Here is a 23,975-nt window from a genome sequence, read left to right as displayed (position 1 = left end):
CTTTTTAGCGTCTTAAGTAAATCTTTAAACCCCTTTTTATGTTATCAAGGCTAAACATATCGCCAATGATAGCATATTTTGCACCCAATGGGATATTTATATTAACTTCATTTTGTTTGTGCGTGTTTTCTATACCTTGAATAAAATTTAAATTTTTATCTAAAAATTGAATTTTACAAAACCAAGAATCAAGATTGTGCGCACTAAGCTCTATGCTTTTTGCTCCTTGTAAATCAACAATATATTCCCTTAAAGGCTTATTTAATTGAGTGATGGTATTTAGTGGAATTTGAGTATTAACTTTAGGTTTTGCTTTTGAAAAATCTAGCTCATACTCATAATTTAATTCTGAAATTTTAGAAATATCTTTAATAAAAACAGAGCTTGATAACAAGGCTTTATAGAAAACTCCTGGATCAAGCATATATTGAGAATCTACAGCTAACTTATAGGTAATATAATTTTCCCTTAAAGTTAATTCAGTTGGTATAAAATACACATAGCCTAATTCGTTTAAAGTATCATTAATAGTTTTAAAAAATAAAACAGAATCAGCTTGAGCTTTAAAACTAAAAGTTAGAGTTTTTGGCTCATTTAATATAAAATTTGCCAAAGAATTAGTTTTTAAAATTTGAGAAATAGTGTAAATATCTACATTTCCGCGTTCATCTTTATAATCATTCCTTGCAAACAAAAGCTCTAATTTTGCATCTTTAGAATTATCATTAACAATATGTTTTGCAACTTCTAAAGCACTTAGTGCAAAAGCGTTAAGAGTAAAAAAAATGGAAAATATTAAAATTCTTACCATAATTTTCCTCTATTTTCTTTGATAAATTCAGCTTTTGTAATTTGTTTGATTTTACCATCTTTAATCATTAAAAATTTAGACACACCGTTTTTAAACTCTAAAGTATTATTATTTTCATCGTTTAAGCTAAAAGCAGCGTGGCCTGTGGTAATTAACATATCTTTATCCAAAGGTAAAACATAATCATTTTTAATAGTTAAAGAGCTCTTTCTAAAAGTTTTTAAATCCACCATACCAAGCCAAAGCTCTGCACTTGGTTTTATAATGCTTTCATTGAGTAAAATGATATTTTCTTCAGGCATATTTGAGCTAGCATTATCTTCTAATGTTTTTTCTGTATTATTGTTCTCGCTTATTGGTTCTAAAATAGTCGCGTTTGTTTCATTATTTTCCATAGCATCATCAGCAAAAAAATTAAGAACTGGTGTTTCATTTTCATCAACTTTTTCTTCTAAAACAACCTGCTCTTGATTTAATACATTGGTAGTATTTTCATCTAAAGTAGAACTTTGAAAAAATCTTGAAACACCCCAGGCCAAAGCTACTATCAAAAGTACTACTATTATAATCACAATATACCATACACTTGAGCTTTCTTTGGTATATGAGTTCATTCTAGGTGAAATATGCACATGATTTTTTTTCTCAATACCATTTTCTTCTAAATAGGCATGATATTCTTCTAAAAAATTAGAAAAGTCAAGCTCATACTCTCTTTGTAAAATTTTAATAAAGCCATTTACATTAAAGCGGGATAAAGACTTAAAATCTTTCTTAATGATATATTCAAGACAAGCTATTTCTATTTGTGTTCTTTTTTGAACTTCTAACAAATTTAAATCTTCTAATTTTTTCCAACTATCCATTTTTCATCCTATCGCAAAGTATTGCAAATGCTGCACTAACATTTAAACTATCAAAATCATTGTGCATTTTTATACCTACGCACTCATCGCATTTTTTAAGCACCTTTGGCGCTATACCAAAACCTTCACTTCCCATAATCAAAACTTTTTTATCTTTAGCCTTGATAGTATGTATATCACTACCTCCGCTTGCACTAGCATAGATATAAAAACCTTTTTGTTTTAACTCATTTATCATGCTTAAAATATCATCATTTAAGACTATTTTCATATCTAAAGCTGCTCCACTACTTGCACGAATAACTCCATCCATAGCCACGCTTTTAGCTACCAAAATAACCCCATCAGCACCTAAAGCATAAGCACTACGCACGATGGCACCTATATTTCCAACATCGCTAATATTATATAAAATAACTATAAAATCTTTTTCTTTTAAACTCTCAAAAGAGCTAAATTCAAATTCATCAATTTCCATTAAAAAACCTTGATGATTTCCACCTCTTGCCAAGCTTTGTGCGGCTTTAAAATCGAGTTTTTTAATTTTTTTTGATGCCCTTGTTATTTTTGAAAAATCAGCTTTTTCACATTCTTTCGCTAAATAAATTTCTTTAATTTTTTCTTCATGCTTTTCTAAGATATAAAAAAACACTTGCTTACCATAAACTATCATTTTTAAATAATAACCAAATTCAACTTAAAAGCAGTTTTTGATAATTTTCTTTTGGAGATTTTGCATTGATTTTCGAAAGAAGTTTTGCCTTTGCCTTTAAAGATAAATCAAGCTCATAAATATCTTGCTCACACAAGGTATTTTGATGAAATTGCTTTTCTTTAGCATTTACCACTACACACCACTCACCGCGTAAATCCATTGTTTTTAATTTTTCCAAAACCTCTAAAGCTTCTGCCCTAAATTTAGTTTCAAATTTCTTTGTTGCTTCTTTTATGATAAAAATTTCTCTTAAAGGATCAATTTTACTAATTTCTTCTACTAAATTAAGTATTCTAGTAGGTGCTTCATAAACTATACTAGGATAAGGATTAAGCATTAAATTTTCAATATCTTTTTGTCTTTGAGGATTTTTATTAGCCAAAAAACCCATAAAAATAAATTCTTTTTTACAAAATGCGCTTGAAACCAATGCAAGCAAAGCAGCATTTGATCCTGTTAAGACTTCATAGTCAATATTGTTTTTAATAGCATATTCGATTAAAAATTGCCCCGGATCGCTAATACCTGGCATACCTGCATCACTTAAATATGCAATATCTTGTTTAAAAAAATCCTCATCTATTTTTGCTAAAAAATCTTTTTCATTATGAGTATGTAAGGCTAGATATTTATCAGGTTTTATTTCTAAATTAAATTTTTCATTAAGAAGATGAATTAAAGATTTGCAAACTCTTGTATCTTCACATAAAAAGAGCTTGCATTTTTGTAAAATTTCTAAAGAATGAAAAGAAATATCGTTTAAATTTCCTATGGGCGTAGGAATAAAATATAACATTATTGCATTGCGTATTTTTTCTTAAATTTCTCTACACGACCCGCAGCATCTACGATTTTTTCACTGCCTGTAAAGAATGGGTGGCAGCTTGAACAAATATCAACTTTAATTTCTGATTTATTTGACTTAGTAGTAAAAGAATTTCCACAAGCACAACTAACTTTACACTCTACATATTCTGGGTGAATTTCTTTCTTCATTGTTTATCCTTTTTCAAAACATTAAGGCGTAATTATATAGATTTTTATATAAAAAATAGCTAAATTTAAGCATGCTTTTAAATTATAAATTTTGAAGCAACCCCTATAAGTGCTGTTTGTGCTTTAAGTATATAGTTGGCTTGTAATTTTGCTCTTTTTATATTTATTTCTCTTTCTTTTTGCGAAAATCCGCCTTCAGCCCCAACCAAAAATACATATCTATCGGGATCAAAATTCATCAAATCTTTACCTTCAAAATCTATCAAAACAATATTTTCATAAGCTTGCTGAAATTTTTTAAAGTCATCAAAACTTTCAAGTTCCATTAAAGAAGCACGACCGCATTGCTGGGATGATTCTATAAGAATTTTTTCCATTCTTTTAAAATCTAATTTAAAATTTTTTTGCGAGTATTCCATATACACAAAAGAAAGTTTTGCTACTCCAAGTTCATTTAAAAAAGGTAAAGTTTTTTCTATAACCTTTGGATCAATCACCGCCAAAGCTAAATGTATATATGTTTTTAATTCTTGTTTTTCTTCTTTTTTGTCAAGTAAATTTAATACGCAAGAGCGTCTAGAAAGCTCTATGCATTCATAAGTGTAAGTATAAAAATCTTTCAAATTCTTTAATATAATTTTATCACTCACTTTAATTCTTCGAGCCTTTAAGTGCAAAAAGGCTTCATTTTCTAGCTCTAAACTTGCAGTACCACTTTGTGGGTGATATAAAAATTGCATTAAAAATAAAACCTCTTAAGTAAATAAGGTACAAAAAGTAAGAATATACCTAAACACAAAATAAAAAAACTTAAAAATCTAAATTTAGCATAGCGTTTAAACAATCTTGCTTTTTTAAATAAAACAAATTGATAAATAGCCAAAGCAAAAATCAAAATCCAACAAAACCACATAGAAAGCACATAGAAATTAAATTCAAAATGCTTTAAAGCCCATAACAAACTTCCAGTAAAAAGTGTAATTGCTAAAAACAAATAATAAATTGGCAAAAATAGACGAATTCTTTTTATAAAGATAAATTCTTGTGAGAAGTTACTTTGAGTCAAATACAAATAAAACAACATTAAAAAACCATTTGTATATAAACTATACACATGCAATGCTAAAAAAAATTCATAACTTTGATCCATTATTGTCCTTGTGTATTATTTTCATCTTGTATATCATCATCAACAGGTATAGGAAGTGTTTCATCATCTATAATGACATTAGAATCACTTTGTTCAATCTGAACTTGCTCGGTTTGTATTTCTTTTTTTATATTTTTATTCTCTTGATTTGAACAAGCCATAAAAAGCAATATTGGCACAATCAATAAAATCTTTTTCATTACACCTCCTTTTGATTGATAAAAACAAAATTTACATCTTGAAGTTTTTCAAAAAAATCTTTATCTTTCCATTCATCTCTTATAGCTTGTGAAAAGTCAATATCTGCCAAATCAATCTTTGGTAAAAATTCACTATAAGCATCTTCTCTAAAACCTTGTGCATAACCTGTTCTTGTTTCATGCACAATAATGCTTTTTAAACTAACACCTTGCTCACCATTGACCATCTTAGTCTTTAAAAGCAAAGTATCAATCAGTACAAAAAATATGCGTACAAAATTTTCCGCACTTACATTCACAGGTAAACTCACCCATCTTTGCGAGTGCTTTTTCATATCTTCTAAATAAGCTTTATCATCATCTTTAAAAAGCGTAATAGCATGATCAAAACTATCAATAATTTGTTTTATCTCATCTTTTAACAAACCAAAATCATACACCATTCCAGCATTATCAAGGTATTTACTCTCAAGTAAAATTTCTACCTTATAAGAGTGGCCATGTATGCTTGTTTTACATCGCTTGGAGCTACAAAATCTAACAATATGAGCATTTTCAAATTCAAACATTTTTCTAATAATCATACGCCTTCTTTATCTCCCCAAATTCTAATATGCAATCTATCGGAGTAATTATATCCATTTTTTATACAAAATTCAGCAACACTTAAGGCGTTTTTGGAAATTTCTTCTTCATTTGACCCCATAGGCATACAAAAAACATCATTTTTACAAACTTGTAAAATTTCATTGATTTCTTTGAAGGCTTTATTTTCTTGTAAAAAATCCTTATCCAAAACAAATTTATAAAAACTTTCCTTAGCATAATTTTTAAAAGCTTTCAAAGCTTTTTCATTAATTCTTTTTTCTTTTTTTACACCACTATTGCTAAGCTTTACTCCTAAAGCAAAATAACATTTTTTATACAAAGGATATTTTTCAAAATCAATTTCAATACTTGCATTTGTTTCAAAATGCACCATAAAATCATTTTCTAAAAGTAAATTAATAAAACACAAAAAATCTTTATTTTGATAATTTAACAAAGGCTCACCGCCTGTAATTACAACTATAACTTTGCGTGAATTTGCTAGCTTCAAAACCTCATCAAAAAGCTTTGCTGAAGTATATGTTTTATAACAAGTTTTAAATTCTTTAGTAAAAACAGCTCTTATAGTATCACAGCCCAAAAGTATTTTAGAATCTTTTTCTTTTTTTACTCCAAAGCCTGCGCAGTTAAAATTACACCCGGCAAATCTTACAAATATAGCCAAATTTCCACTATATTTTCCCTCACCTTGCAAGCTTAAAAAAGTTTCAACAACTTCCATTATCCACCTGTTTGATAAAAGGCTCTTGTAGAACTTTGATTGGCATCATTTTCTGCCCATCTATTTTTTTCTGATTTATTTTTTATCACGGTTTTTAAAACTTCACAAGCACTTGCTATGTCTTTATTGCGTATAGCTTTTTTAATGCTTAAAGCCTCATCATAATATAAACAAGGTATTAAAAGCCCTTCGGCTGAAAGCCTTATACGGTTACAACTATCACAAAAATCATGGCTATGTGGATCAATAATGCCAAACTCATACCCATCTTCAAGTTCATAAATAGTCGCAGGTGCATTTGGACTTTTTTGTCCTTGTTTAAAAGAATACTTTTGAGCAATGATATTTAAAATTTCTGTTGATTTCAAGCCTTTTAAATCTCCATAAGCATGATAATTTTCCATAAATTCTATAAAGCGAATTTGGCTTTTGCGTGCTTTAGCAAATTCTAAAAGATCGATAAATTCACTATCATTAATCCCTTTAAGAGCTACGGTGTTAAATTTAATATTAAAACCTAATTCTAAAGCCTCATTAATACCATTTAACACATCTTTGAGTATGTTTTTTTGAGCTAATTTAAAGGCCACTTCTTCTTTTAAAGTATCCAAAGAGATGTTAATTCTTTTTAAGCCCGCTTGTTTTAAATCCTTTGCTTGTTGTTTTAATAAAGAAGCATTAGTAGTAAGCGCTAGATCTATATCTTGCTTATACTCACTAATCATAGCAATAAATTTATGCAAATCTTTTCTTACTAAAGGCTCACCACCTGTAATACGAATTTTCTTAACTCCTTCATCAATGCAAACTTTAACAAACATAAAAAGTTCTTCAAATGATAAAAGATTTTCCTTAGCACTCCATTCAAATGGAGTTTTTGGCATACAATAAAGGCAACGAAAATTACATCTTTGTGTTACTGAAATTCTTAAATAATCAATCACTCTTCCATAGCTATCTACTAACATCAAAGGCCTTTATAATAATTTATTAAATTTTAAAATAAGCTCAACCCTGCCCATACCTATACGCAAATCTTTGGCAATTTGCTCTATGGATTTTTTTTGATTAAAAAGTTCTATAACTTTTTGCTCTTCATTATCATAGCTTGGGCTTAATTTTGTAATACTTTGAGTTTTTTGTTCTAAATTTAATAAACGATTTTTTTGCTCACTTTGAAATTCTTCAATTACTTCTTCCACTTCTTTTAAAGCACTTAAAATAGGAATAATATTTTGATTGATTTTTTGTTCTAGCACCTGCAAAAGCTCTTCTTTTAATTCTTCTCTTATGGCTTCAGTGTCTATTTCTTCTTTTTCTTGCTCTTGCTCATCTAAACTTTCTTTTTTTAAATAATGATATTGTTTATTTAAATCTTCTATCATTTTACCAAGCTCATTAATCTTAACAATACTTTCTTTTTCTTTAATCATCATATAAGCAAACATAGCAAAAATTAATAAAGCTACAACTAGCCACAATAATAAATCACTATCCATTTTCTTGCTCCTTTAAAATTTTAATCATTGCTCTTTGCATATTTGCTACAAAATTATCATACACAAGCTCATCTTCTGCTTTTATTTGCGTGATTTTTGCTTCATTCTCATTTAATGCTTTAAAAAAAATACTAATTTTTTGACCATTTAAATTAAATCTAGCATAATAATCTTCATCTTGCATTAAACACCTATCTTTAAATTGAATATGTGTAAAATTTACCCCAATCACAAAAGATTTATATTTTAAATTAACAAATAATTTTGTTTTATTAATATCATTTTTTATCAAATACAATTCTTGCTTTAAATCCATAAGCAAATCAAAAATCAACTGCTCACCCTCGCTAAATTCTACCCTTGAAGCAAGCTTTTTCCATTTGCTTAAATTGACATAATTATTACTTGAAACATATTCTTGCAAAAACTCTTCATATCTTTCTTTGCTCTCTTCAAATTCTAATTCCAAAGAGCTTTTAAAAAATTTCATCTCCATAAAAGATCAACCCATATAAAAATAAAAAAGACTATACTTAAATACCCATTTAAAGTAAAAAATGCTTTGTCAATTTTTGCAAAATTCTTTCTAACAATGCGGTGCTCAAAAAATAAAATAACAGCACTAACAATCACACCTAAAAATGCAATATTTCCTGTTGGAGCTACCCAAACAAATAAAAACCAAAAAAGCACTGCTAAAACATGACAAAATGCTGAGATAAACAAGGTCGCTTCAAGCCCAAATTTAGCAGGTATAGAGTGCAAGCCTGTCTTTTTATCATACTCCATATCTTGCAAAGCATAAAGTAAATCAAAACCAGCTGTCCAAAAAGTAACACCCAAACACAAAATAACACTATAAATTTCAATACTTCCCAAAACCACAATACTGCCTGCAATAGGAGCAAGTCCTAAGCAAAATCCTAATACTAAATGCGCTAGGGATGAAAATCTTTTAAAGGCTGAATAAATAGCTAAAATAAACAATACCGGCAAAGAAAGAGCAAAGGCTAGTTTGTTGATAAAATAACTTGCCAAAACAAAAATAATAGCATTTAAAATAATAAAAAGTAAAATGCTAGTTTTACCTATACGACCATCGATATTAGGTCTATTTGCACATCTTGGGTTGTTTTTATCAATGTCCTCATCCATCAAACGATTGATTGCCATTGCAAAATTTCTTGCACTTACCGCGCAAATAACACCCAAAAACAAAGCTTTAAAACCAAACCAAGTGCTATCATTTAAAATAACAGAAGCTACAATCATAGAAACAAACAAAAATGGTAAAGCAAAAATAGAATGCTTAAAAACAATCAAATCCAAAATATCTTTTAATTTTTCTTTTAATAAAGGCATTTTTTCTCTTTATAATATATTTTTGTTATGATTTTACTAAAATAATTTTAAATTTAGGATATTTTTACGATGTTTTTTGAATTTGCACTCATTGGAACTACTGCAAGTGGCAAAACAGAACTTGCTAACAAACTAGCTTATGAATTTAATGCAAGTATTTTAAGCCTTGATAGTCTTTGCGTGTATAAACAAATCAACATCGCTTCAGCCAAAACAGAGCAAAAAACCTTAGATGAGCTTGATTATTTTGGAATAAATTTATTAAATGTTAATGAGCATTTTAATATCGCTTTGTTTTTTGAAGAATACAAAAAAGCAAAAGCCTTTGCTCAAAAAAACAATCAAATGCTTATCATCACAGGTGGAACTAGTTTTTATTTAAAAGCTTTAATGGATGGCTTGAGTGAAAATTTCAAAGAAAGTCAAAGCACGCTAAGTAATGATGAAATTTATCATTTAATGATAAAAATTGATCCACATACCAAAATAGAAAAAAACGACACCTATCGCTTAAAAAAATGGCTTGGAATTTATGAGCAAACTAATAAAATCCCAAGCGAAGTTTTAAAAGAAACAAAACAAGAAGCTTTAATTAAAAAACTTGATATTTTTGAAATTTCTTGGCAAAAAGATCTTTTGGAAAAACGCATTATTAAACGCACTAAAAATATGCTTGATGAGGGTTTAATAGATGAAGCTAAAATGCTATATAGTAACTACGATCATCATTTAAAAGCACTAAATTCCATAGGCTTAAAAGAATGTAAAGATTTTTTAGATAAAAAAATAAATTTAAACGAGCTTGAAGAACTCATCATCATTCACACAAGACAACTTGCCAAAAGACAAAGAACTTTTAATAAAAAATTCAACAAAGAAATTTTAGATTTTCAAAACGCTTATGAAAATTTAAAAGCTTATATTTTAAAAAAACATCAAGGCTGAGTGTTTAAGACATTTAATTTATCTTTACATAAATTTTGCCAATTGCTTGTTGTGTTAATATCTATACAATTTTGCAAACTTTGCTTTTGATTTTGCATATCTTTTAAATCTTCATAAATATTACTTTGCATATAAAAAGCTCTTGCGCGCTCATCATCTTTTAAAGGATTAGCAAGCAAATCTTTAAACAAAGTTAAGGCTTGTTGAGCTTGATTGTTTTGTTTTAAAGCTTTGATATAGATAAATTCTAAATCCGGACTAAAAAGATTTACTCCTTTTAAATTTTGATAATCAATAGCCTTTGGAGCATAAGTTAAAATACTTGTTAGAAAATTATTTTTTTCACAATAACGCAAAAACTCATAATATAATTCCACCATACGATAATTCATAGGAAATTGCTCTAGTTTTTGCAAAGTTCTTATCATAGCATTATAATCTTGCAATTTAAGTTCAGCAAAAAATTTAATATAATTTGCTTCAAATTTTTCATCATCGCTAATAATAGTTCTTGTATTTAAAATATCATTAATTGTTTTTACAACAAAACGATAACGCTTATCTTTAAGCGCTAAATCTGCACTTTGGAGTTTATAAAAAATAATATCATCATTTTCATTTTCCACTATATATTTTTTAGCTTCTTCTATACGAGTAGTACGCTTAAAGCATTCAAGCATTTGTTTTTTATTTTGTATTTTATTTCCCACATCATAGACCTTAAAATCATCATATACTTTAACAGCAGCTAAGCACTCATCATTTTTTAAATTTTGTTCTAAAACTAAAATAGCAGCTTGTTCTAAAAGATTTTTGATTTCTTTGTTGGAATATTTTTCTATGTCTTTTTGATAACTTACAACTTTTTCATAATTTTTTTCTTGAAAATATAATCTCACATTATCAAATAAAGCCATACTAGAAATTTCTCCAGCATACTTTTGCATGATCTCTTCATATCTTTGATGTAAAAAACTTGCATTATTATCTTTTAAATATAAGAAATTTTTATCTTGAGCTTCTTTTATTAAACTCACATATTCACCCAAAGGAAAATCTTCTGTGTAAAGATCTAAATACTTTTGAGCTTTAGTATGTTCATTTGCATTCAACAAAGCCAAAGAAAGATCTTTTAATACTCTTTCATATTCTTTATCGACTTTAGTCAAATGCGTAAAAATATACTCATAAATTTTAGAACTTAAATCATAAATTCTATGATTACTAAAAGCCTTAGCTAAAGATAAAGAATTTTCTAAATCACTCATAAAAAATTCAGGATTTGATTCTAAAATTTTACTTGCTAACTCCTTGGCTTCTTTTGTATTTTGCGCTTCTAAATAATTTTTAGACAAAAATAAAGCAGCTCTACTAGCTAAATCTGCATTCGGAGTAGAATAATATACATCTTGATAAATATTATTTGCTATATTTTTTTTACCCAAATGATATAAATAATCTGCATAATCAAGTAAAGCTATTATGGTATATTTATCGTCTTTATGCTCAGTACTTAAAGTATCAATAATATAATCGACATTAGATCTTTGAGATAAGCCCATATAAACTCTCATCATGATATACATTACTTCCGTATAATCTTTATCATTAATATAAGTTCTCACCCATCTTTTAGCATCATCTAGCATTTGCTCTAAAATTTGCTGATCTTTATCAAGCTCATAAGTGTAAAGCTTATTTTGCGCTCTTAATTTATAAAGCTCAAATTCATTCATAAATACACTACCTTGATAACGCTTAATAGCATTAACAGCATCTCGTAAAACTTGATCGTATTTTTTGGCTTCATATTCTTGTTTGATATTAAAATATGCATTAAAATCTGCACTTTTTGAAGTTTCCATAGGATTAGAATTTAAATCCAATGCTCCAATATAAGGCATTAATGCATCATCAAAATAAATATCAAAATCAAGTCCATCGCTAGGTTTATAATACCTTAAATCCTTAGTAAAAATAAACACAAAATGTTTAGAAGTATCTCCATTTTGACTTTGAATTTCTTTAGCATTAAAAATATCTTGAGAATAATTAAACATTTTAGCTAAAATTTTAGGATATATTTTAATTGTCAAAAAAGTTTGGTGTTTTTCAAAATAAATTGTAAAATCATCAAATTCTTTATTTTGAAATTGCATATTACTAACGCCCAAAACATTGCACTCAAAATGAGTTTTTTCAAATTCAAAAATACTCTTGCAAGTAAAATCTTTATTATCTTTTAAATGCAAAAGTGTAAAGGGACGATTTTGTTCTTCCCCTTTATTAACAATAACCTCAAAAGAAAATATATAATTTATGCTTAATAATAATAAAAATAAAATCCTTATCATGAGCGTGATTATAGCAATATTATTTCACAAAAGCAAAAACGCACATGATAAGCTTCCGATAAAACATAAACTTAAAATAATCTTTTGCTTAATATCTAAATTTATACTCTTTATAGATTGACTTTTTTTAAAAAAGATATAAATTAAAATTTTCAAATAAGCATAAAGCATGATCATGGAACTTAAAGCTATAGCAAATATAAGCACATAATAGCCCGAATTTAAAATAGAAGCTAAAATTAAAATTTTACCCCAAAAAATCCCAAAAGGTGGAATTCCTGCTATACATAAAATAAACATAGCTAATATTATAGATAATACGGGTCTTTGATCAAATAAGCCAGAAAAACTTTCAAATGAGCTTTTTTGAAATAAACTTAAGATTAAAAAAATTCCATAGTTTGCAAAAGCAAAAGAAACCCAATAAACGAACAAGGCAAAAATTGAAAGCAGGTAAGAAGTTCCATCTCCTTGAGAACTCACACTCATACTAGAAACAATAACAGCCAATATAAAAGAAGAATGAGTAATAGAGCTATATGCAAGCATTTTTTTTGCATCTTTTTGAATTAAAGCTACTATGCTTACAGCAAGCATAGAAAAAATTGCTAACGATGCGACTATGTATTCAAATTTTACTCCACCGCCTAAAGCAGAAAAAATTCTTAAAACTACTATTATCATAGCAATTTTTGGAACAATAGATATGAAAGCTATAAAATTTGTATGAACTCCACAATATACATCTTTTAGCCAAAAATGAAAAGGAGCGATAGAAAGTTTTACTCCAACAATAACCAAAAACATTACTCCAGCACATAATAATATAGGATCTGAAATATATTCAGAATGCAATAAATTATCCAAATCCAAAGACTTTGTTTTTAAATACACAAAAGCACAAGCAAAAACAAAAAATCCAGCCCCTACTGCAGCTAAGGCAAAATATTTTATGCTAGAACTAATAGCATTATGAGTTCCTCTTAATGCTATTAATGTATAAAGAGCTAAAGAAGATCCTTCTAAAGCTAGGAAAATCACAATTAAATTAGTACTTGAAACCATTAATATTAAGGAAGCAACCATAAACAAAAATAAAGAAAAAAATTCTGCTCTTTGTTCATCTTTGTCTATAAGCAAATAAAGCATAGAAAAAAACAAAATAATTATTTGCGCAAAAATTGCATAATTATCGCTTACAAATAAACCAAAAAAAGCATGAGAATTATCTAAAACAAAACCATTATAAAGCAATAAAAAACACAAAGTGCTAAGCAAAGCTATAACACTTGCTCCTATATAAAAATTTCTAGAAAGTTTTTTAAATGCACTCAATAAAAGTAATGCAATAGCCCAAAAAAGCAATGACAACACAGGAAATAATAATACAAAATTTAATTTTTCTAAACTAAAACCACTCATTAAAAACCTCTTATACTATCTATGATTTTTTGATTTTCTATGGCGATATTTCTTGTTTGCATAACTTCAAGAATACTATTTACATTAGAAGCAATTTGATCTAGCATAGCACTTGGAGCTACCCCTAAATAAATCACTAATGCACTTAAAATACTTAAAACAAAAATTTCACCTTTTTTAAGCGTAAATTTACTGCACACTTCTTCTTCACAAGTAGCAAAAAACATATTTCTATAAATATTTAGCATATAAATAGCTCCTAAAACGATTACACCGCCTGCAAATAATGCATACCATAAATTTACACTTGCCACACCTTGCAAGATCAAAAACTCACCTACAAAGGAAATAGTCAAAGGCAATGAAATAGATGAAAACAACAATACTGCAAAGAAAAAGCTAAATAATGGGGCTGTTTTAGCTAAATTTTTATAAAAGTCTAAATCAAAAGTATGATATCTTTTGTAAAGCATATAAGCGGCTAAAAATAAGCCACCTGTTACTATACCATGTGCAAACATATAAAATACAGAACCACTAACCCCATTATAAGTAAAAGTTACGATACCTAAAATTACCACACCCAAATGCGAAATTGAGCTATAAGCAATTAATTCTTTTAAATCCTTGGCTTTAAAAGCAATTAAGGCTGCATATAAAATTCCAACTATACATAAAATAGCAAGTAAAGAATAATAATGATTCAAAGTATCAGGCGCTAAAGGCAAAATAAATCTTAAAAACCCAAAAGGTGTCATTTTAAAGCTTACAAGCATTACAGATACTAAAGTCGGACTTTTGGTATAAACCTTTGGAGCCCAAGTATGAAAAGGAAATAAAGGACTTTTAATCGCAAAAGCAATAAAAAATCCTACAAATATTAGATTTTGTGCATTCTCAGGTATAAAAAATTCACTCTTATACCAAGCTAACAAATCAAAACTCCAATATCCAAAACTTTGATAATACAAAAATCCCACATAAATAATAGCTAAAAGCATAAGCATAGAACCGCAAAATGCATAAATGAAAAATTTAATCCCTGCCTTATAATTATCTGAATATCTACCTATTAAATAAATAAGCGGTATAAGAGAAAACTCCCAAAATACATAAAACAATAAAGCATCCAATGAAGCAAAAAGTCCTACAATGCAAAATTGTAATAAAAATATACTTATTACAACACTTTTATCTTGAATATCCAAACATATAAAAGATAAAAAAATCATAATAGAACAAAGTAATATTAAATAAAGCGCTATAGCATCTACACCTATGTGAAAATTAACTATCAAAGAATTTAAACTAAATTCATAAGCCATGCCACCATCGTAGTTAAATAACAAAAAAACATTAAAAACTAAAATCAAAAAACTAACTAAAACAGCAAAGGACTTGCTATCTTCTTTTTGTAAAAATAAAGCTATAAAAGCCGCAAAAAATGGAAATAACATTAATAAACCGAGCATATTACACCGCCAAAGCTAAACAAAATAAACACACAAAAGCCAAAACTACAATTCTTAAAGCCAAAGAATAATCCTTACCCATACTAAGAACCCTAGCAAATGTTTTAAGGAAAAATGCAATACTATCTACCAAAGCATCTAAAATTTCTTTATCAGCTTTTCTTAAAAATTCACAAAATAAAGCATACTTACTAACAATAAATTGATGATAAAATTTTGGTATGTAGTATTCATTAAACAAAAGTTTGTAAATACTTGTTTTAGAAAGTGATGGTTTAAACCAATTTTTCCAATAAGCTATGATAGCTAAAAGCACTCCAAGTACCGCAGAAACACTTGCAAGTATCATAACTAAAGAATTTTGACCATCAATAAAAGCTAAATTTTTACTTACAAAATCCATAAAGCTATGCTCAAAAAATCCTGCTATAATAGCAAGTAAAGCCAAAGGACTCATCGCAAGCAAAGCTATTTTACTAGCTTCATGGGGATGTTCTTCATGTCTTTTTGGAGTAAAAAATACAAGCATTAAAAGTCTAAAGCTATAAAAAGCTGTCATAAAAGCTGCTATTAAAAGTACTAAAAAAATTCCATGATGATGGCTTATAAAAGAAAATCCTAAAATTAAATCTTTAGAGAAAAATCCTGCAAAAGGATAAATTCCTGCTAAAGCTAAAGAACCTATAAGCATTAAAATAGCACTAAAACGCATACTTTTATAAAGTCCACCCATTTTACTAATGTCAAGCTTATCATTCATAGCATGCATAACATTACCCGCACCTAAGAATAATAAAGATTTAAAAAATGCATGAGTTGCAAGATGAAATAAAGCTATTGCATAAGCTCCAAGACCTGCTGCTACAAACATATACCCAAGTTGAGAAAGCGTCGAATATGCAATAATTCTTTTTAAATCTTTAGCCACCATGGCCATAGAAGCAGCAAAAAGTGCTACAAAAGCTCCAAGTATAGCGATAAAATACCCTACTTCAGGAACTTGTAAATAAAGCTCCCCTGCGCGAATTACCAAATAAACTCCCGCAGTAACCATAGTAGCAGCATGGATTAGAGCTGAAACTGGCGTAGGTCCTGCCATAGCATCAGCAAGCCAAGTATGGAAAGGAAATTGTGCTGATTTACCCATAGCACCTACAAAAAGTAAAAGTGCTATTAAAATCAAAATCACATCATTTTCATGCCCTAAAGATAAAAGGGTAAAAAATTCATCATATTTTAAAGAGTTAAATTCTATATAAATTAAGAAAATTCCTAAAAGCAAAGCCAAATCTGCAATTCTATTCATGATAAATGCTTCATTAGCAGCAAAAGTGTATTTTTCATTATGATACCAAAAACCTATCAAAAGCCATGAGCAAAGTCCAACACCTTCCCAACCTATAAAAAGTCCTAAGAAATTATCACTCATAATCAAAAACATCATAGAAAAAACAAAAAGTCCCAAATAGCTAAAATAGCGATTAAACCCTTCATCATGCTCCATATAAAATATACTATATAAATGCACAAAAGTCGCTACTATACTTACCACATTCATCATAATCAAAGTAATAGAGTCTATTTTAAAACCAAAACTAACATCTACTAAAGATATCCAAGTACCAAGTTCAAAATTAAAATGCACTCCATTATTTAATAAAATAATTGAAGCAAGAGCTGAAAAAGCTATAAATAAAGAAGCTAAATAACCTAAAATAATTTTCTTAGCACTAAAAGCAAAAATACCTAAAATAACAGCTGAAGCCAAAGGAGAAAAAAGTGCAATTAAAGCTAAATTTTGCATTTTATCTCTCCTTTTTCAGCTAAAGAGCTAAGCTCTAGTGTTCCTGTTTTTCTATACCATAAAACACAAAGCGCTATCCCAACAGCTACTTCACAAGCTGCAACTCCCATTACAAATAAAGCAAAAATTTGACCTTCTATGTCTTTATGAGAAGCTCCTGCTGTAACTAAAGCCAAATTAGCAGCATTTAATAGAATTTCACTTGAAATAAAAAGCATAATTAAATTTTGGCGTTTTATGATACCTATTAGACCAATGATAAACATCAAAATAGCCACAATGTAGTATTTTTCTAACATCATTGTTCGTCCTTTTTTACATTTTTTTGAGTAAGTGCTATAGCACAAATTAAAGCTATTAAAAGTAAAATTGCCATAAATTCAAAAGCAAGCATATATTTTGTAAATAGAGCAAAGCCTATTTGCTGAGTAGAATCAAGACTATAAACTTCACTAGTTTCATTTAAACCAAACTCATATCCCATAATAATACTAACTAATAAAACAGCACTAAAAATCACAGCAAAAATGAAGATTCTTTTACCTTTTAAACTTTCTTTTACTTTTATAGAAGCATCAAAAAACATCATAGCAAAACTATAAAGACCTAAAATAGCTCCACTGTAAACAATTATTTGAATTGCTCCAATAAATTCAGCATTAAGTAAAAAATAAAATCCACTTAAAAAAACCATAGCCACAGCCAAAGAACTGATAGCATAAAGCACGCTAGTGCTTAAAACACTAATTAAAAAAAATCCCAACACCAAAACACTTAATAAACAAAAAGCTATCGTTTCAAACATTTTCTTCCTTTGGAGCATCTTGCTGTCTTTGCAAATCTATCTCATAATAATTTGGAGTTTTCTTTACTAAATCATCAGCATCTTTTCTTAAACTACCACTTCCTTCAAACACCACTTGATTTTTAAGCTCATCGATAGGGGTTAAAAAATCTTCCTTTTGACCAAAATAAGATCTTTGCTCTGCGGCATTTTCATATTCTTTACCATGCACAATGGCAAGTTCAGGACAAACATCAGCGCAAAATCCACAATAAATACAACGCCCTAAATTAATACTATAATTTTCGACCTTTTTGCGTCCATCTTCGCTTAAACTCGTTTCCATTCTTATACAATTACTAATGCAAATTTTTTCACACAAGCCACAACCAATACAACATTCATTTTCACTTTCAATAAAACGCATCAAACGATGAACTGCACGATATCTATCATCTAAAGCAACTTTTTCCATAGGATATTTAATCGTTGCGCTATTGTTTTTTTTAAACATTTCTCTTAATACGACAAATAAACCTACAAAAAGCTCTGTATTTAAAGAACGCTTGATTACTTGTATGAATTTTTCATAAGTATTTTGAGGATTTTTACGCTCAAAATCTACTTTAAAATAACCTTTTTTCATTGTTTTTTCCTATATCACAAGCACTAAAGCACTAATTAATAAATTTAAAACCGCTAAAGGTATTAAAATCAAATAACACATTCTCATTACTTGATCAGGACGCAGTTGCGGAAAAGCACCTCTAGCCCAAAAATACCAAAAGAACACAAAAGACACTTTCAAAAGCATCATAATAGCCCCTGGTATAATCCAAAAATCATTAAATCCACCCAAAAATAAAAGCGATATCATAATCGCTCCGGTAATCATGGCTGTATATTCTCCGATAAAAAACATACCCCATCTAAGTCCGCTATATTCAGTGCCATAACCTGAAACAAGTTCAGTTTCGTTTTCACTTAAACAAAGTGGAGTTCTATTAGTTTCTATAAAAATAGCTATCACAAATAAAATAAAAGCTAAAGGTTGTTTAAAAATAAGCCAAGAAAGCATGCCATCACTTTGATAGTTATTAATATCTACTAAAGACAAAGATCCAACAAGCATTACAACACACACCAAAGAAAGCCCTGCAACGCTCTCATAAGAGATAATAGAAACAAGCCCTCTTGCCCCGCCTAGCAGCGACCATTTATTATTACTTGCTAAACCTCCTAAAAAAATCGCATAAAAACTAACTCCACCCATACCTACAACAAAAAGCAAGGCTACATTAATATCAGCGATAATAGGACGAATCACTCTACCAAATAAAGTAAATTCAGGAAAAATAGGTATAGCTGCAATTGCTACAAAAGCACAAATTGCTGCAATCAATGGAGCGATTAAAAACACCACTTTTTGAGCATAAGTTGGCACTATATCCTCTTTAGTAAAAAGTTTAATCATATCAGCAACTACTTGAAGCAATCCAAAAGGACCTACCATATCAGGCCCTAAACGACGATGAAATAAAGCCAAAGCCTTTCTTTCAAGATAAGTTGCCAAGCCTGCTAAAGTAGCAAAAATAGCTATAACAAGCACACATTTTATAATTGTTTCTACAATAAAAAAAGTAATATCACTCATATTTTAGCTCCTGCTTTTTCAAGCCAAACTTTTACATATCGAGTATTATCAAATAAAGATTTATAATCAATCTTACTATCATAATCCCCTAAATACGCACCATTTTCTAAAGATTCATCACATTTTACACTTATAGCAATTTGAGTTTTTTCATTTTTTAAAATAACACTATCATCTTGGTTTAAATCAAATTTTTGCATTAAATCAGACGATAAAAATAAAGCCCCAACCTCATTAAAAGCTCTATTACTAAGTTTTGAAAACTGATGAATGCTATTTGCATGATATAAGGTTAAATTTCCTTCATTTTGCTCTTTAACTTCTTGAATGCTTAATGTTTTTTCAAACTCAAAATGGGAAAAATCAAGCTCATAACCTCTATGATTTACCCCACCATTATCATAATGATTTTCTAACTCATCAAAGTCAATTACCCTAAAGCCTTTATTTTGTGGTAAAAATTTAGTATAGTTGATCGTAAATTCTTCATCAAAACCTAAGGCATTTGCCAAATCATTTAAAAAATAACCTTTAAATTCTAAAGCCGCATTTGTAGGAACTAATCTTTTATCATAATTTACAAAGCTACCTTCTTGTTGATTTAAACTAGAACTTGCAAGATCAAAATGCCCATCATAAGAAAAAGCAAAATCGCCTTTTTCGTTATAACCTAATATTTTTCCTACTTGAAAATCTTGACTTAAATCACAAATCAAACTCACACCTAAGGTATTAGTACAAGTTGGATTTAAAAAGACTTTAAATTCAGTATATTTTTGTACCAAAGCACAAAGTTTTGCTAGCTTGGCACTTTGCTCATCATAGTAAAAATCACTTCCTATAATAAGTGTAAATTTTTGCTTTTTTGCGAGTAAAGTCTCTAAAATATCCTCATCTATGCCAAGATTTTTCGCATAATTTGATCTTTGTACCTCTATGCTTTTTTTAATTTTTTTAGGCACAAGTTTTTTAACTTCTTCTATAATAGTTTCGCCGTTTTCATTTTGCTTTTCTATCTTTTCAGTAACTTCTTCATTAATAGTTTCTTCTATTTCTTTTGTATCTTGATAATACGCATTTTCTAATGTGTTTTTAAAATCCTGCGGAAGCTCTTTGGCAAATTTTTGCAAGATAAATAATAAAATACTTTCATTATCTTTAATATCATGATTAATCTGCAAGAAATTTTTAGAATATTTATCCACACCTTTATCTTTTATAGGGTGAAAATATAGCCCTGCACCTTTATTCATTACCAAAGCGTTATTAACTTTATATCCTAGCGTTGGCGCATCATAGCGTAAAAATGAACCTACGATGATTAAAAAATCACTTTGAGTGATATCGTCTGTATTTGCATTATACATTGCATTTGCATTTTGATAAAAACAAGCTAGGAAATCTTGGAATTTTTTAGCTTCATGATTTATAAGATTAAGATTAAATTTTTTACTTAAATTTTGCAAGATTAAAGCTTCTTCGTTAGTAATAAAACTATTAAATAAAATATTTTTTATTTCATCATTTTTTATCATATTTACTAATTTTTCAAAAGCTTTTTCGTCTTTACCTTGAACTTCATTTTGAGTATTAAAACCATATCTTGCAGCTTTATTTAGCGTAGCAAAAGCAAAATCATTGCTCACTCTATAAATTTTTTCTTTTTGATTATTAATACTAGTTTGTTTAATATCATAATATATCAACTCACAATCACTTGAATGTGGATTACTAGCTGGAATTTTCTTTAACTCCCAAGCATTAGATGTATATTGAAAAGCCGAACCCACCAAAGCTCCCGTTGGACATACACTTGTACATTCTCCGCAAAAAGAACAATCAAGCATATCGCCACTACTCGGTGCAATTAAACTCTTTTGAAATTTAGTCCAAATAGCTAGCGCATCTTTACTCATACTTTCTTTAAAGCTTGCATCGGGCGCGCTTGCTCCTCTTGAAGTAGTTTTTAAAGCGCTTTCTCCTATTTTATCTTTACAAACTGTAATACATCTTTCACACACGATACATAAAGCTGGATCATAATTAATCTCGCCCCATTTTTTATGCTCTTTATGGGTATCTTTAATCCAATAATTTTGCACATTTACTCTTGCTTTGTGTGTAAAGTTTTGAAGCTCACACTCACCGGATTTATCACATACTCCACATTGTAAAGGGTGGTTGATACAATATGCTTGCATAATCGCATTGCGCTCATCCCATAAATTTGACAAATCACTCTCTACTACCATACCTTCTTTAACTTTAGTATTGCAAGAATAAACCTTTTTACCATCAGCTTCTACCATACACATACGACAAGCAAGTGTTGGAGAACAACCATTTAAATAACAAATTGCAGGAATGAAAATATCATTTTTTCTTGCGACATTTAAGATATACTCACCCTCATTTGCCTCACATTCTATACCATTAATGATAACTTTCATTTTATAACCTTAACTTGAGCTTTTGAAAAAGCAAAATCAGCGCTTTCATAATCAAACAAAGCCACCGTGCCTTTCAAATCATGATTGATTTTTACTATAGTTGTAAATTCTTGAGTGTTTATTTTTAAATTAATTTTATCCCCATCCTTAACCTTAGCAATTAAAGCAAAAGAAGAAGAGCAATGCAAATTTTTGTCTCCCAAAGGTGCTTGCATGATAATAGTTCCATCAAAATTATCAAGTTCTAAAAGCTCACTAAAAGAATTTTGTATTAATAAATTTTCTTCATTTTCATTAGAGCAAATTAGCAAAAGATTAAATTTATGACAAAGTTTTTCTAAAAAATACTTAATATTTTCAAAATCTTTATGTTGATATAAATTTTCATCAAAAATAATACATTTTGCTTCTTTTAAAAACTCTAAAATCTCTAAAGCTTCTTCTTCACCAAAGCAAGATTCAGCACTTAAATACCCCTCATCAAATTCGTTAAATTCAGTCTCCAAGCTCATCTTACAAAGCAAAGCAAGCACGAAAGGCGCACTTGCAATCTCACATTTATAAAAGTTTGCTTTTAAATTTTTATCCTCTAAACAAGAAATATTATAATTTTTACTTTTGTTAAGCTTAGCGCAAAGTGAAGGATTTTTTAAAGAAAGCAAATCCACAAAACACAAAGCATTTAAGCCTTCTTGATATTTTGCTAATTTCATTGTCCTACCTTTTTAAAAACTATAGTCCAATCTACTTGATTAAATTTTAAAGAATTTAAAAGTTCACAATTTCGCTCTTTTATGAAAGCAAAACTTTTTTCTACATTAGAAAAATCTCCTATTTCAAATAAAACTACTAAAACTTCACCCATATAAGCTTTTTGAATGATTTGTTCTAAATCCTTAAATAAATCTTGACTTTTTCTTAAATCCACGCGTCTCATCGGTCTATCTCACCTAAAACTATATTAATACTTCCTAAAATCGCCACCGCATCAGCCAAATATGATCCTACAAGCATTTCTTCTAAAAATGCACAATGAAAAAAGCTTGGGGTTCTAGCTCTTAATCTATATGGCCTACCGCTACCATCTGAGTGGATAAAAAATCCAAGTTCGCCTTTTGGACTTTCAGTTGGCACATACACCTCTCCTTTTGGTGGTTTTAGACCTTGGGTTACTAGGACAAAATGTTGCATAAGAGAATAATTTTGCGTTATGATTTGCTCTTTTGAAGCGCTTACATATTCAGGATGATTGCATAAAATTTCAGGCGGAGTATCTTGATAAAGCTTAGCACATTGAACTAAAATTTTCAAACTTTCTCTAAATTCTTGCATATAAACCTTATATCTTGCATAAGAATCACCCATTTTGGCCACAGGCACGCCAAAATCTACCTCATCATAAAGCAAATAAGGCTCTTCTTTTCTAACATCATAAGCAATACCACTTCCTCTTAGCATAACCCCACTACAACCCCAACTTAGTGCTTGTTCTTTGCTTACAACTCCTACATTTTCAGTTCTTGCACGCCAAATTCTATTATCATCAAGCAAAGCTTCATAATCTTTTATATCATTTGGAAATTTATTACAAAATACCAAAAGTTCATCTAAAAAACCTTCAGGTAAATCAAGCATTACCCCGCCTATTCTCATAGATGAATGCGTAAGTCTTGCCCCGCAATATTTTTCTATTAGATCAAGCACATACTCACGCTCTCTAAAGCAGTATAAAAATACTGTCATCGCACCAATATCAAGTGCATGTGTAGCAAGCCATAACAAATGCGAAGCAATACGGTTTAACTCAAGTAAAATCATCCTTATCACACTTGCTCTGCGTGGAATTTCCAAACCACAAAGTTTTTCCACAGCAGCTACATAGGCATAATTATTTGCACTAGCTGCGATATAATCCATTCTATCAGTAGTTGGGATAAACTCTTGATAGATCATATTTTCAGCCATCTTTTCCATACCACGATGCATATAACCTATACAAGGAGCAGCCTTGGTGATTTCTTCTCCATCAAGCTCTAAAATAAGGCGTAAATTTCCATGAGCACTTGGATGTTGAGGGCCAAGATTTACTATCATGGTGCCATCTTCACGCTCAAAGCTTATATTTTCATAATAAGGTTTTAATTTAGTAGAAATTTGCATT

General features: G+C 29.1%; 27 protein-coding genes. 1 reads left to right on the top strand and 26 read right to left on the bottom strand.

What is annotated here, in order from left to right:
* Window positions 1-4: 4 nt before the first annotated feature.
* The 14 genes from L8X97_RS04760 to mqnP all read right to left on the bottom strand — a co-directional run bounded on the left by L8X97_RS04760 (window position 5) and on the right by mqnP (window position 8,929).
* Entirely contained in the window at window positions 5-811 is an 807-nt protein-coding gene (locus L8X97_RS04760; RefSeq protein ID WP_263662762.1) for a hypothetical protein, read from the bottom strand.
* On the bottom strand, window positions 805-1,677 hold the full coding sequence (locus L8X97_RS04755) for a hypothetical protein (RefSeq protein WP_263662761.1): 873 nt from the start codon (window positions 1,675-1,677) through the stop codon (window positions 805-807). Before L8X97_RS04755 ends, L8X97_RS04760 begins: the two co-directional genes overlap by 7 nt.
* On the bottom strand, window positions 1,670-2,350 hold the full coding sequence (gene rlmB, locus L8X97_RS04750) for a 23S rRNA (guanosine(2251)-2'-O)-methyltransferase RlmB (protein ID WP_133319494.1): 681 nt from the start codon (window positions 2,348-2,350) through the stop codon (window positions 1,670-1,672). The genes L8X97_RS04755 and rlmB overlap by 8 nt, the downstream gene beginning before the upstream one ends.
* A 19-nt stretch (window positions 2,351-2,369) precedes the next feature.
* Window positions 2,370-3,188: a 16S rRNA (cytidine(1402)-2'-O)-methyltransferase gene (gene rsmI / locus L8X97_RS04745; protein WP_263662760.1), complete on the bottom strand. Its 819-nt coding sequence runs from the start codon at window positions 3,186-3,188 to the stop codon at window positions 2,370-2,372.
* Complete coding sequence (rpmE, locus tag L8X97_RS04740; RefSeq protein ID WP_039664588.1) at window positions 3,188-3,388, bottom strand: 50S ribosomal protein L31; 201 nt, start codon at window positions 3,386-3,388, stop codon at window positions 3,188-3,190. Before rpmE ends, rsmI begins: the two co-directional genes overlap by 1 nt.
* 77 nt (window positions 3,389-3,465) lie before the next feature.
* Window positions 3,466-4,128: a 16S rRNA (uracil(1498)-N(3))-methyltransferase gene (locus L8X97_RS04735; RefSeq protein WP_263662759.1), complete on the bottom strand. Its 663-nt coding sequence runs from the start codon at window positions 4,126-4,128 to the stop codon at window positions 3,466-3,468.
* The gene (locus L8X97_RS04730; protein ID WP_220566545.1) at window positions 4,128-4,538 is read right to left on the bottom strand and encodes a hypothetical protein; all 411 of its coding nucleotides are present in this window, start codon (window positions 4,536-4,538) and stop codon (window positions 4,128-4,130) included. The genes L8X97_RS04735 and L8X97_RS04730 overlap by 1 nt, the downstream gene beginning before the upstream one ends.
* The gene (locus tag L8X97_RS04725; RefSeq protein ID WP_133319490.1) at window positions 4,538-4,738 is read right to left on the bottom strand and encodes a cytochrome C; all 201 of its coding nucleotides are present in this window, start codon (window positions 4,736-4,738) and stop codon (window positions 4,538-4,540) included. The genes L8X97_RS04730 and L8X97_RS04725 overlap by 1 nt, the downstream gene beginning before the upstream one ends.
* Window positions 4,738-5,322: a 6-pyruvoyl trahydropterin synthase family protein gene (locus tag L8X97_RS04720; RefSeq protein WP_220566544.1), complete on the bottom strand. Its 585-nt coding sequence runs from the start codon at window positions 5,320-5,322 to the stop codon at window positions 4,738-4,740. Before L8X97_RS04720 ends, L8X97_RS04725 begins: the two co-directional genes overlap by 1 nt.
* The gene (locus L8X97_RS04715) at window positions 5,319-6,068 is read right to left on the bottom strand and encodes a 7-carboxy-7-deazaguanine synthase QueE (protein WP_263660454.1); all 750 of its coding nucleotides are present in this window, start codon (window positions 6,066-6,068) and stop codon (window positions 5,319-5,321) included. Before L8X97_RS04715 ends, L8X97_RS04720 begins: the two co-directional genes overlap by 4 nt.
* Window positions 6,068-7,036 carry a GTP 3',8-cyclase MoaA gene (moaA, locus tag L8X97_RS04710; RefSeq protein WP_263660453.1) on the bottom strand — a complete coding sequence of 323 codons (969 nt, stop codon included), beginning with the start codon at window positions 7,034-7,036 and terminating at the stop codon, window positions 6,068-6,070. The genes L8X97_RS04715 and moaA overlap by 1 nt, the downstream gene beginning before the upstream one ends.
* 9 nt (window positions 7,037-7,045) lie before the next feature.
* The gene (locus tag L8X97_RS04705; protein ID WP_133319486.1) at window positions 7,046-7,567 is read right to left on the bottom strand and encodes a DUF6115 domain-containing protein; all 522 of its coding nucleotides are present in this window, start codon (window positions 7,565-7,567) and stop codon (window positions 7,046-7,048) included.
* Window positions 7,560-8,057, bottom strand: coding sequence for a hypothetical protein (locus tag L8X97_RS04700; protein WP_263659526.1), 498 nt, complete (start codon window positions 8,055-8,057; stop codon window positions 7,560-7,562). The genes L8X97_RS04705 and L8X97_RS04700 overlap by 8 nt, the downstream gene beginning before the upstream one ends.
* The gene (mqnP, locus tag L8X97_RS04695) at window positions 8,054-8,929 is read right to left on the bottom strand and encodes a menaquinone biosynthesis prenyltransferase MqnP (protein ID WP_263660452.1); all 876 of its coding nucleotides are present in this window, start codon (window positions 8,927-8,929) and stop codon (window positions 8,054-8,056) included. Before mqnP ends, L8X97_RS04700 begins: the two co-directional genes overlap by 4 nt.
* A 69-nt stretch (window positions 8,930-8,998) precedes the next feature.
* Here mqnP and miaA point away from each other — a divergent pair, with 69 nt between their 5' ends.
* Window positions 8,999-9,874 carry a tRNA (adenosine(37)-N6)-dimethylallyltransferase MiaA gene (gene miaA / locus L8X97_RS04690; RefSeq protein WP_263662758.1) on the top strand — a complete coding sequence of 292 codons (876 nt, stop codon included), beginning with the start codon at window positions 8,999-9,001 and terminating at the stop codon, window positions 9,872-9,874.
* On the opposite strand, the gene L8X97_RS04685 is transcribed toward miaA, so the two are convergent.
* The 12 genes from L8X97_RS04685 to nuoD are packed head-to-tail and all read right to left on the bottom strand — an operon-like array spanning window position 9,865 to window position 23,974.
* A complete protein-coding gene (locus L8X97_RS04685) occupies window positions 9,865-12,228 on the bottom strand; it encodes a tetratricopeptide repeat protein (protein WP_263662757.1) in 2,364 nt (787 codons plus the stop codon). The genes miaA and L8X97_RS04685 overlap by 10 nt on opposite strands.
* A gap of 24 nt (window positions 12,229-12,252) precedes the next feature.
* Window positions 12,253-13,650 (bottom strand): NADH-quinone oxidoreductase subunit N, encoded by a 1,398-nt coding sequence (locus L8X97_RS04680; RefSeq protein WP_263662756.1) that lies wholly within the window; start codon window positions 13,648-13,650, stop codon window positions 12,253-12,255.
* Window positions 13,650-15,122 (bottom strand): complex I subunit 4 family protein, encoded by a 1,473-nt coding sequence (locus L8X97_RS04675; RefSeq protein ID WP_263662755.1) that lies wholly within the window; start codon window positions 15,120-15,122, stop codon window positions 13,650-13,652. Before L8X97_RS04675 ends, L8X97_RS04680 begins: the two co-directional genes overlap by 1 nt.
* 1 nt (window position 15,123) lies before the next feature.
* Complete coding sequence (nuoL, locus tag L8X97_RS04670) at window positions 15,124-16,926, bottom strand: NADH-quinone oxidoreductase subunit L (protein ID WP_263662754.1); 1,803 nt, start codon at window positions 16,924-16,926, stop codon at window positions 15,124-15,126.
* Window positions 16,914-17,225: an NADH-quinone oxidoreductase subunit NuoK gene (nuoK, locus tag L8X97_RS04665; RefSeq protein ID WP_087699810.1), complete on the bottom strand. Its 312-nt coding sequence runs from the start codon at window positions 17,223-17,225 to the stop codon at window positions 16,914-16,916. Before nuoK ends, nuoL begins: the two co-directional genes overlap by 13 nt.
* Window positions 17,225-17,731: an NADH-quinone oxidoreductase subunit J gene (locus L8X97_RS04660; protein WP_263662753.1), complete on the bottom strand. Its 507-nt coding sequence runs from the start codon at window positions 17,729-17,731 to the stop codon at window positions 17,225-17,227. Before L8X97_RS04660 ends, nuoK begins: the two co-directional genes overlap by 1 nt.
* Entirely contained in the window at window positions 17,724-18,356 is a 633-nt protein-coding gene (gene nuoI / locus L8X97_RS04655; protein ID WP_133319477.1) for an NADH-quinone oxidoreductase subunit NuoI, read from the bottom strand. The genes L8X97_RS04660 and nuoI overlap by 8 nt, the downstream gene beginning before the upstream one ends.
* Window positions 18,357-18,365: 9 nt before the next feature.
* Window positions 18,366-19,364 (bottom strand): NADH-quinone oxidoreductase subunit NuoH, encoded by a 999-nt coding sequence (nuoH, locus tag L8X97_RS04650; RefSeq protein WP_263662751.1) that lies wholly within the window; start codon window positions 19,362-19,364, stop codon window positions 18,366-18,368.
* Complete coding sequence (locus L8X97_RS04645; protein ID WP_263662750.1) at window positions 19,361-21,814, bottom strand: NADH-quinone oxidoreductase subunit G; 2,454 nt, start codon at window positions 21,812-21,814, stop codon at window positions 19,361-19,363. The genes nuoH and L8X97_RS04645 overlap by 4 nt, the downstream gene beginning before the upstream one ends.
* On the bottom strand, window positions 21,811-22,527 hold the full coding sequence (locus L8X97_RS04640; RefSeq protein WP_263662749.1) for a hypothetical protein: 717 nt from the start codon (window positions 22,525-22,527) through the stop codon (window positions 21,811-21,813). Before L8X97_RS04640 ends, L8X97_RS04645 begins: the two co-directional genes overlap by 4 nt.
* The gene (locus tag L8X97_RS04635; RefSeq protein WP_263662748.1) at window positions 22,524-22,751 is read right to left on the bottom strand and encodes an NADH-ubiquinone oxidoreductase subunit E family protein; all 228 of its coding nucleotides are present in this window, start codon (window positions 22,749-22,751) and stop codon (window positions 22,524-22,526) included. The genes L8X97_RS04640 and L8X97_RS04635 overlap by 4 nt, the downstream gene beginning before the upstream one ends.
* Window positions 22,748-23,974 (bottom strand): NADH dehydrogenase (quinone) subunit D, encoded by a 1,227-nt coding sequence (nuoD, locus tag L8X97_RS04630; RefSeq protein ID WP_263662747.1) that lies wholly within the window; start codon window positions 23,972-23,974, stop codon window positions 22,748-22,750. Before nuoD ends, L8X97_RS04635 begins: the two co-directional genes overlap by 4 nt.
* Window position 23,975 lies beyond the last annotated feature (1 nt).

It is taken from the genome of Campylobacter sp. CNRCH_2013_0671h (genome assembly GCF_025773055.1).
Lineage (GTDB): Bacteria > Campylobacterota > Campylobacteria > Campylobacterales > Campylobacteraceae > Campylobacter_D > Campylobacter_D lari_D.
Note: the sequence above shows the minus strand (reverse complement) of the source record. Positions and strands in the feature narration are given on the sequence as shown.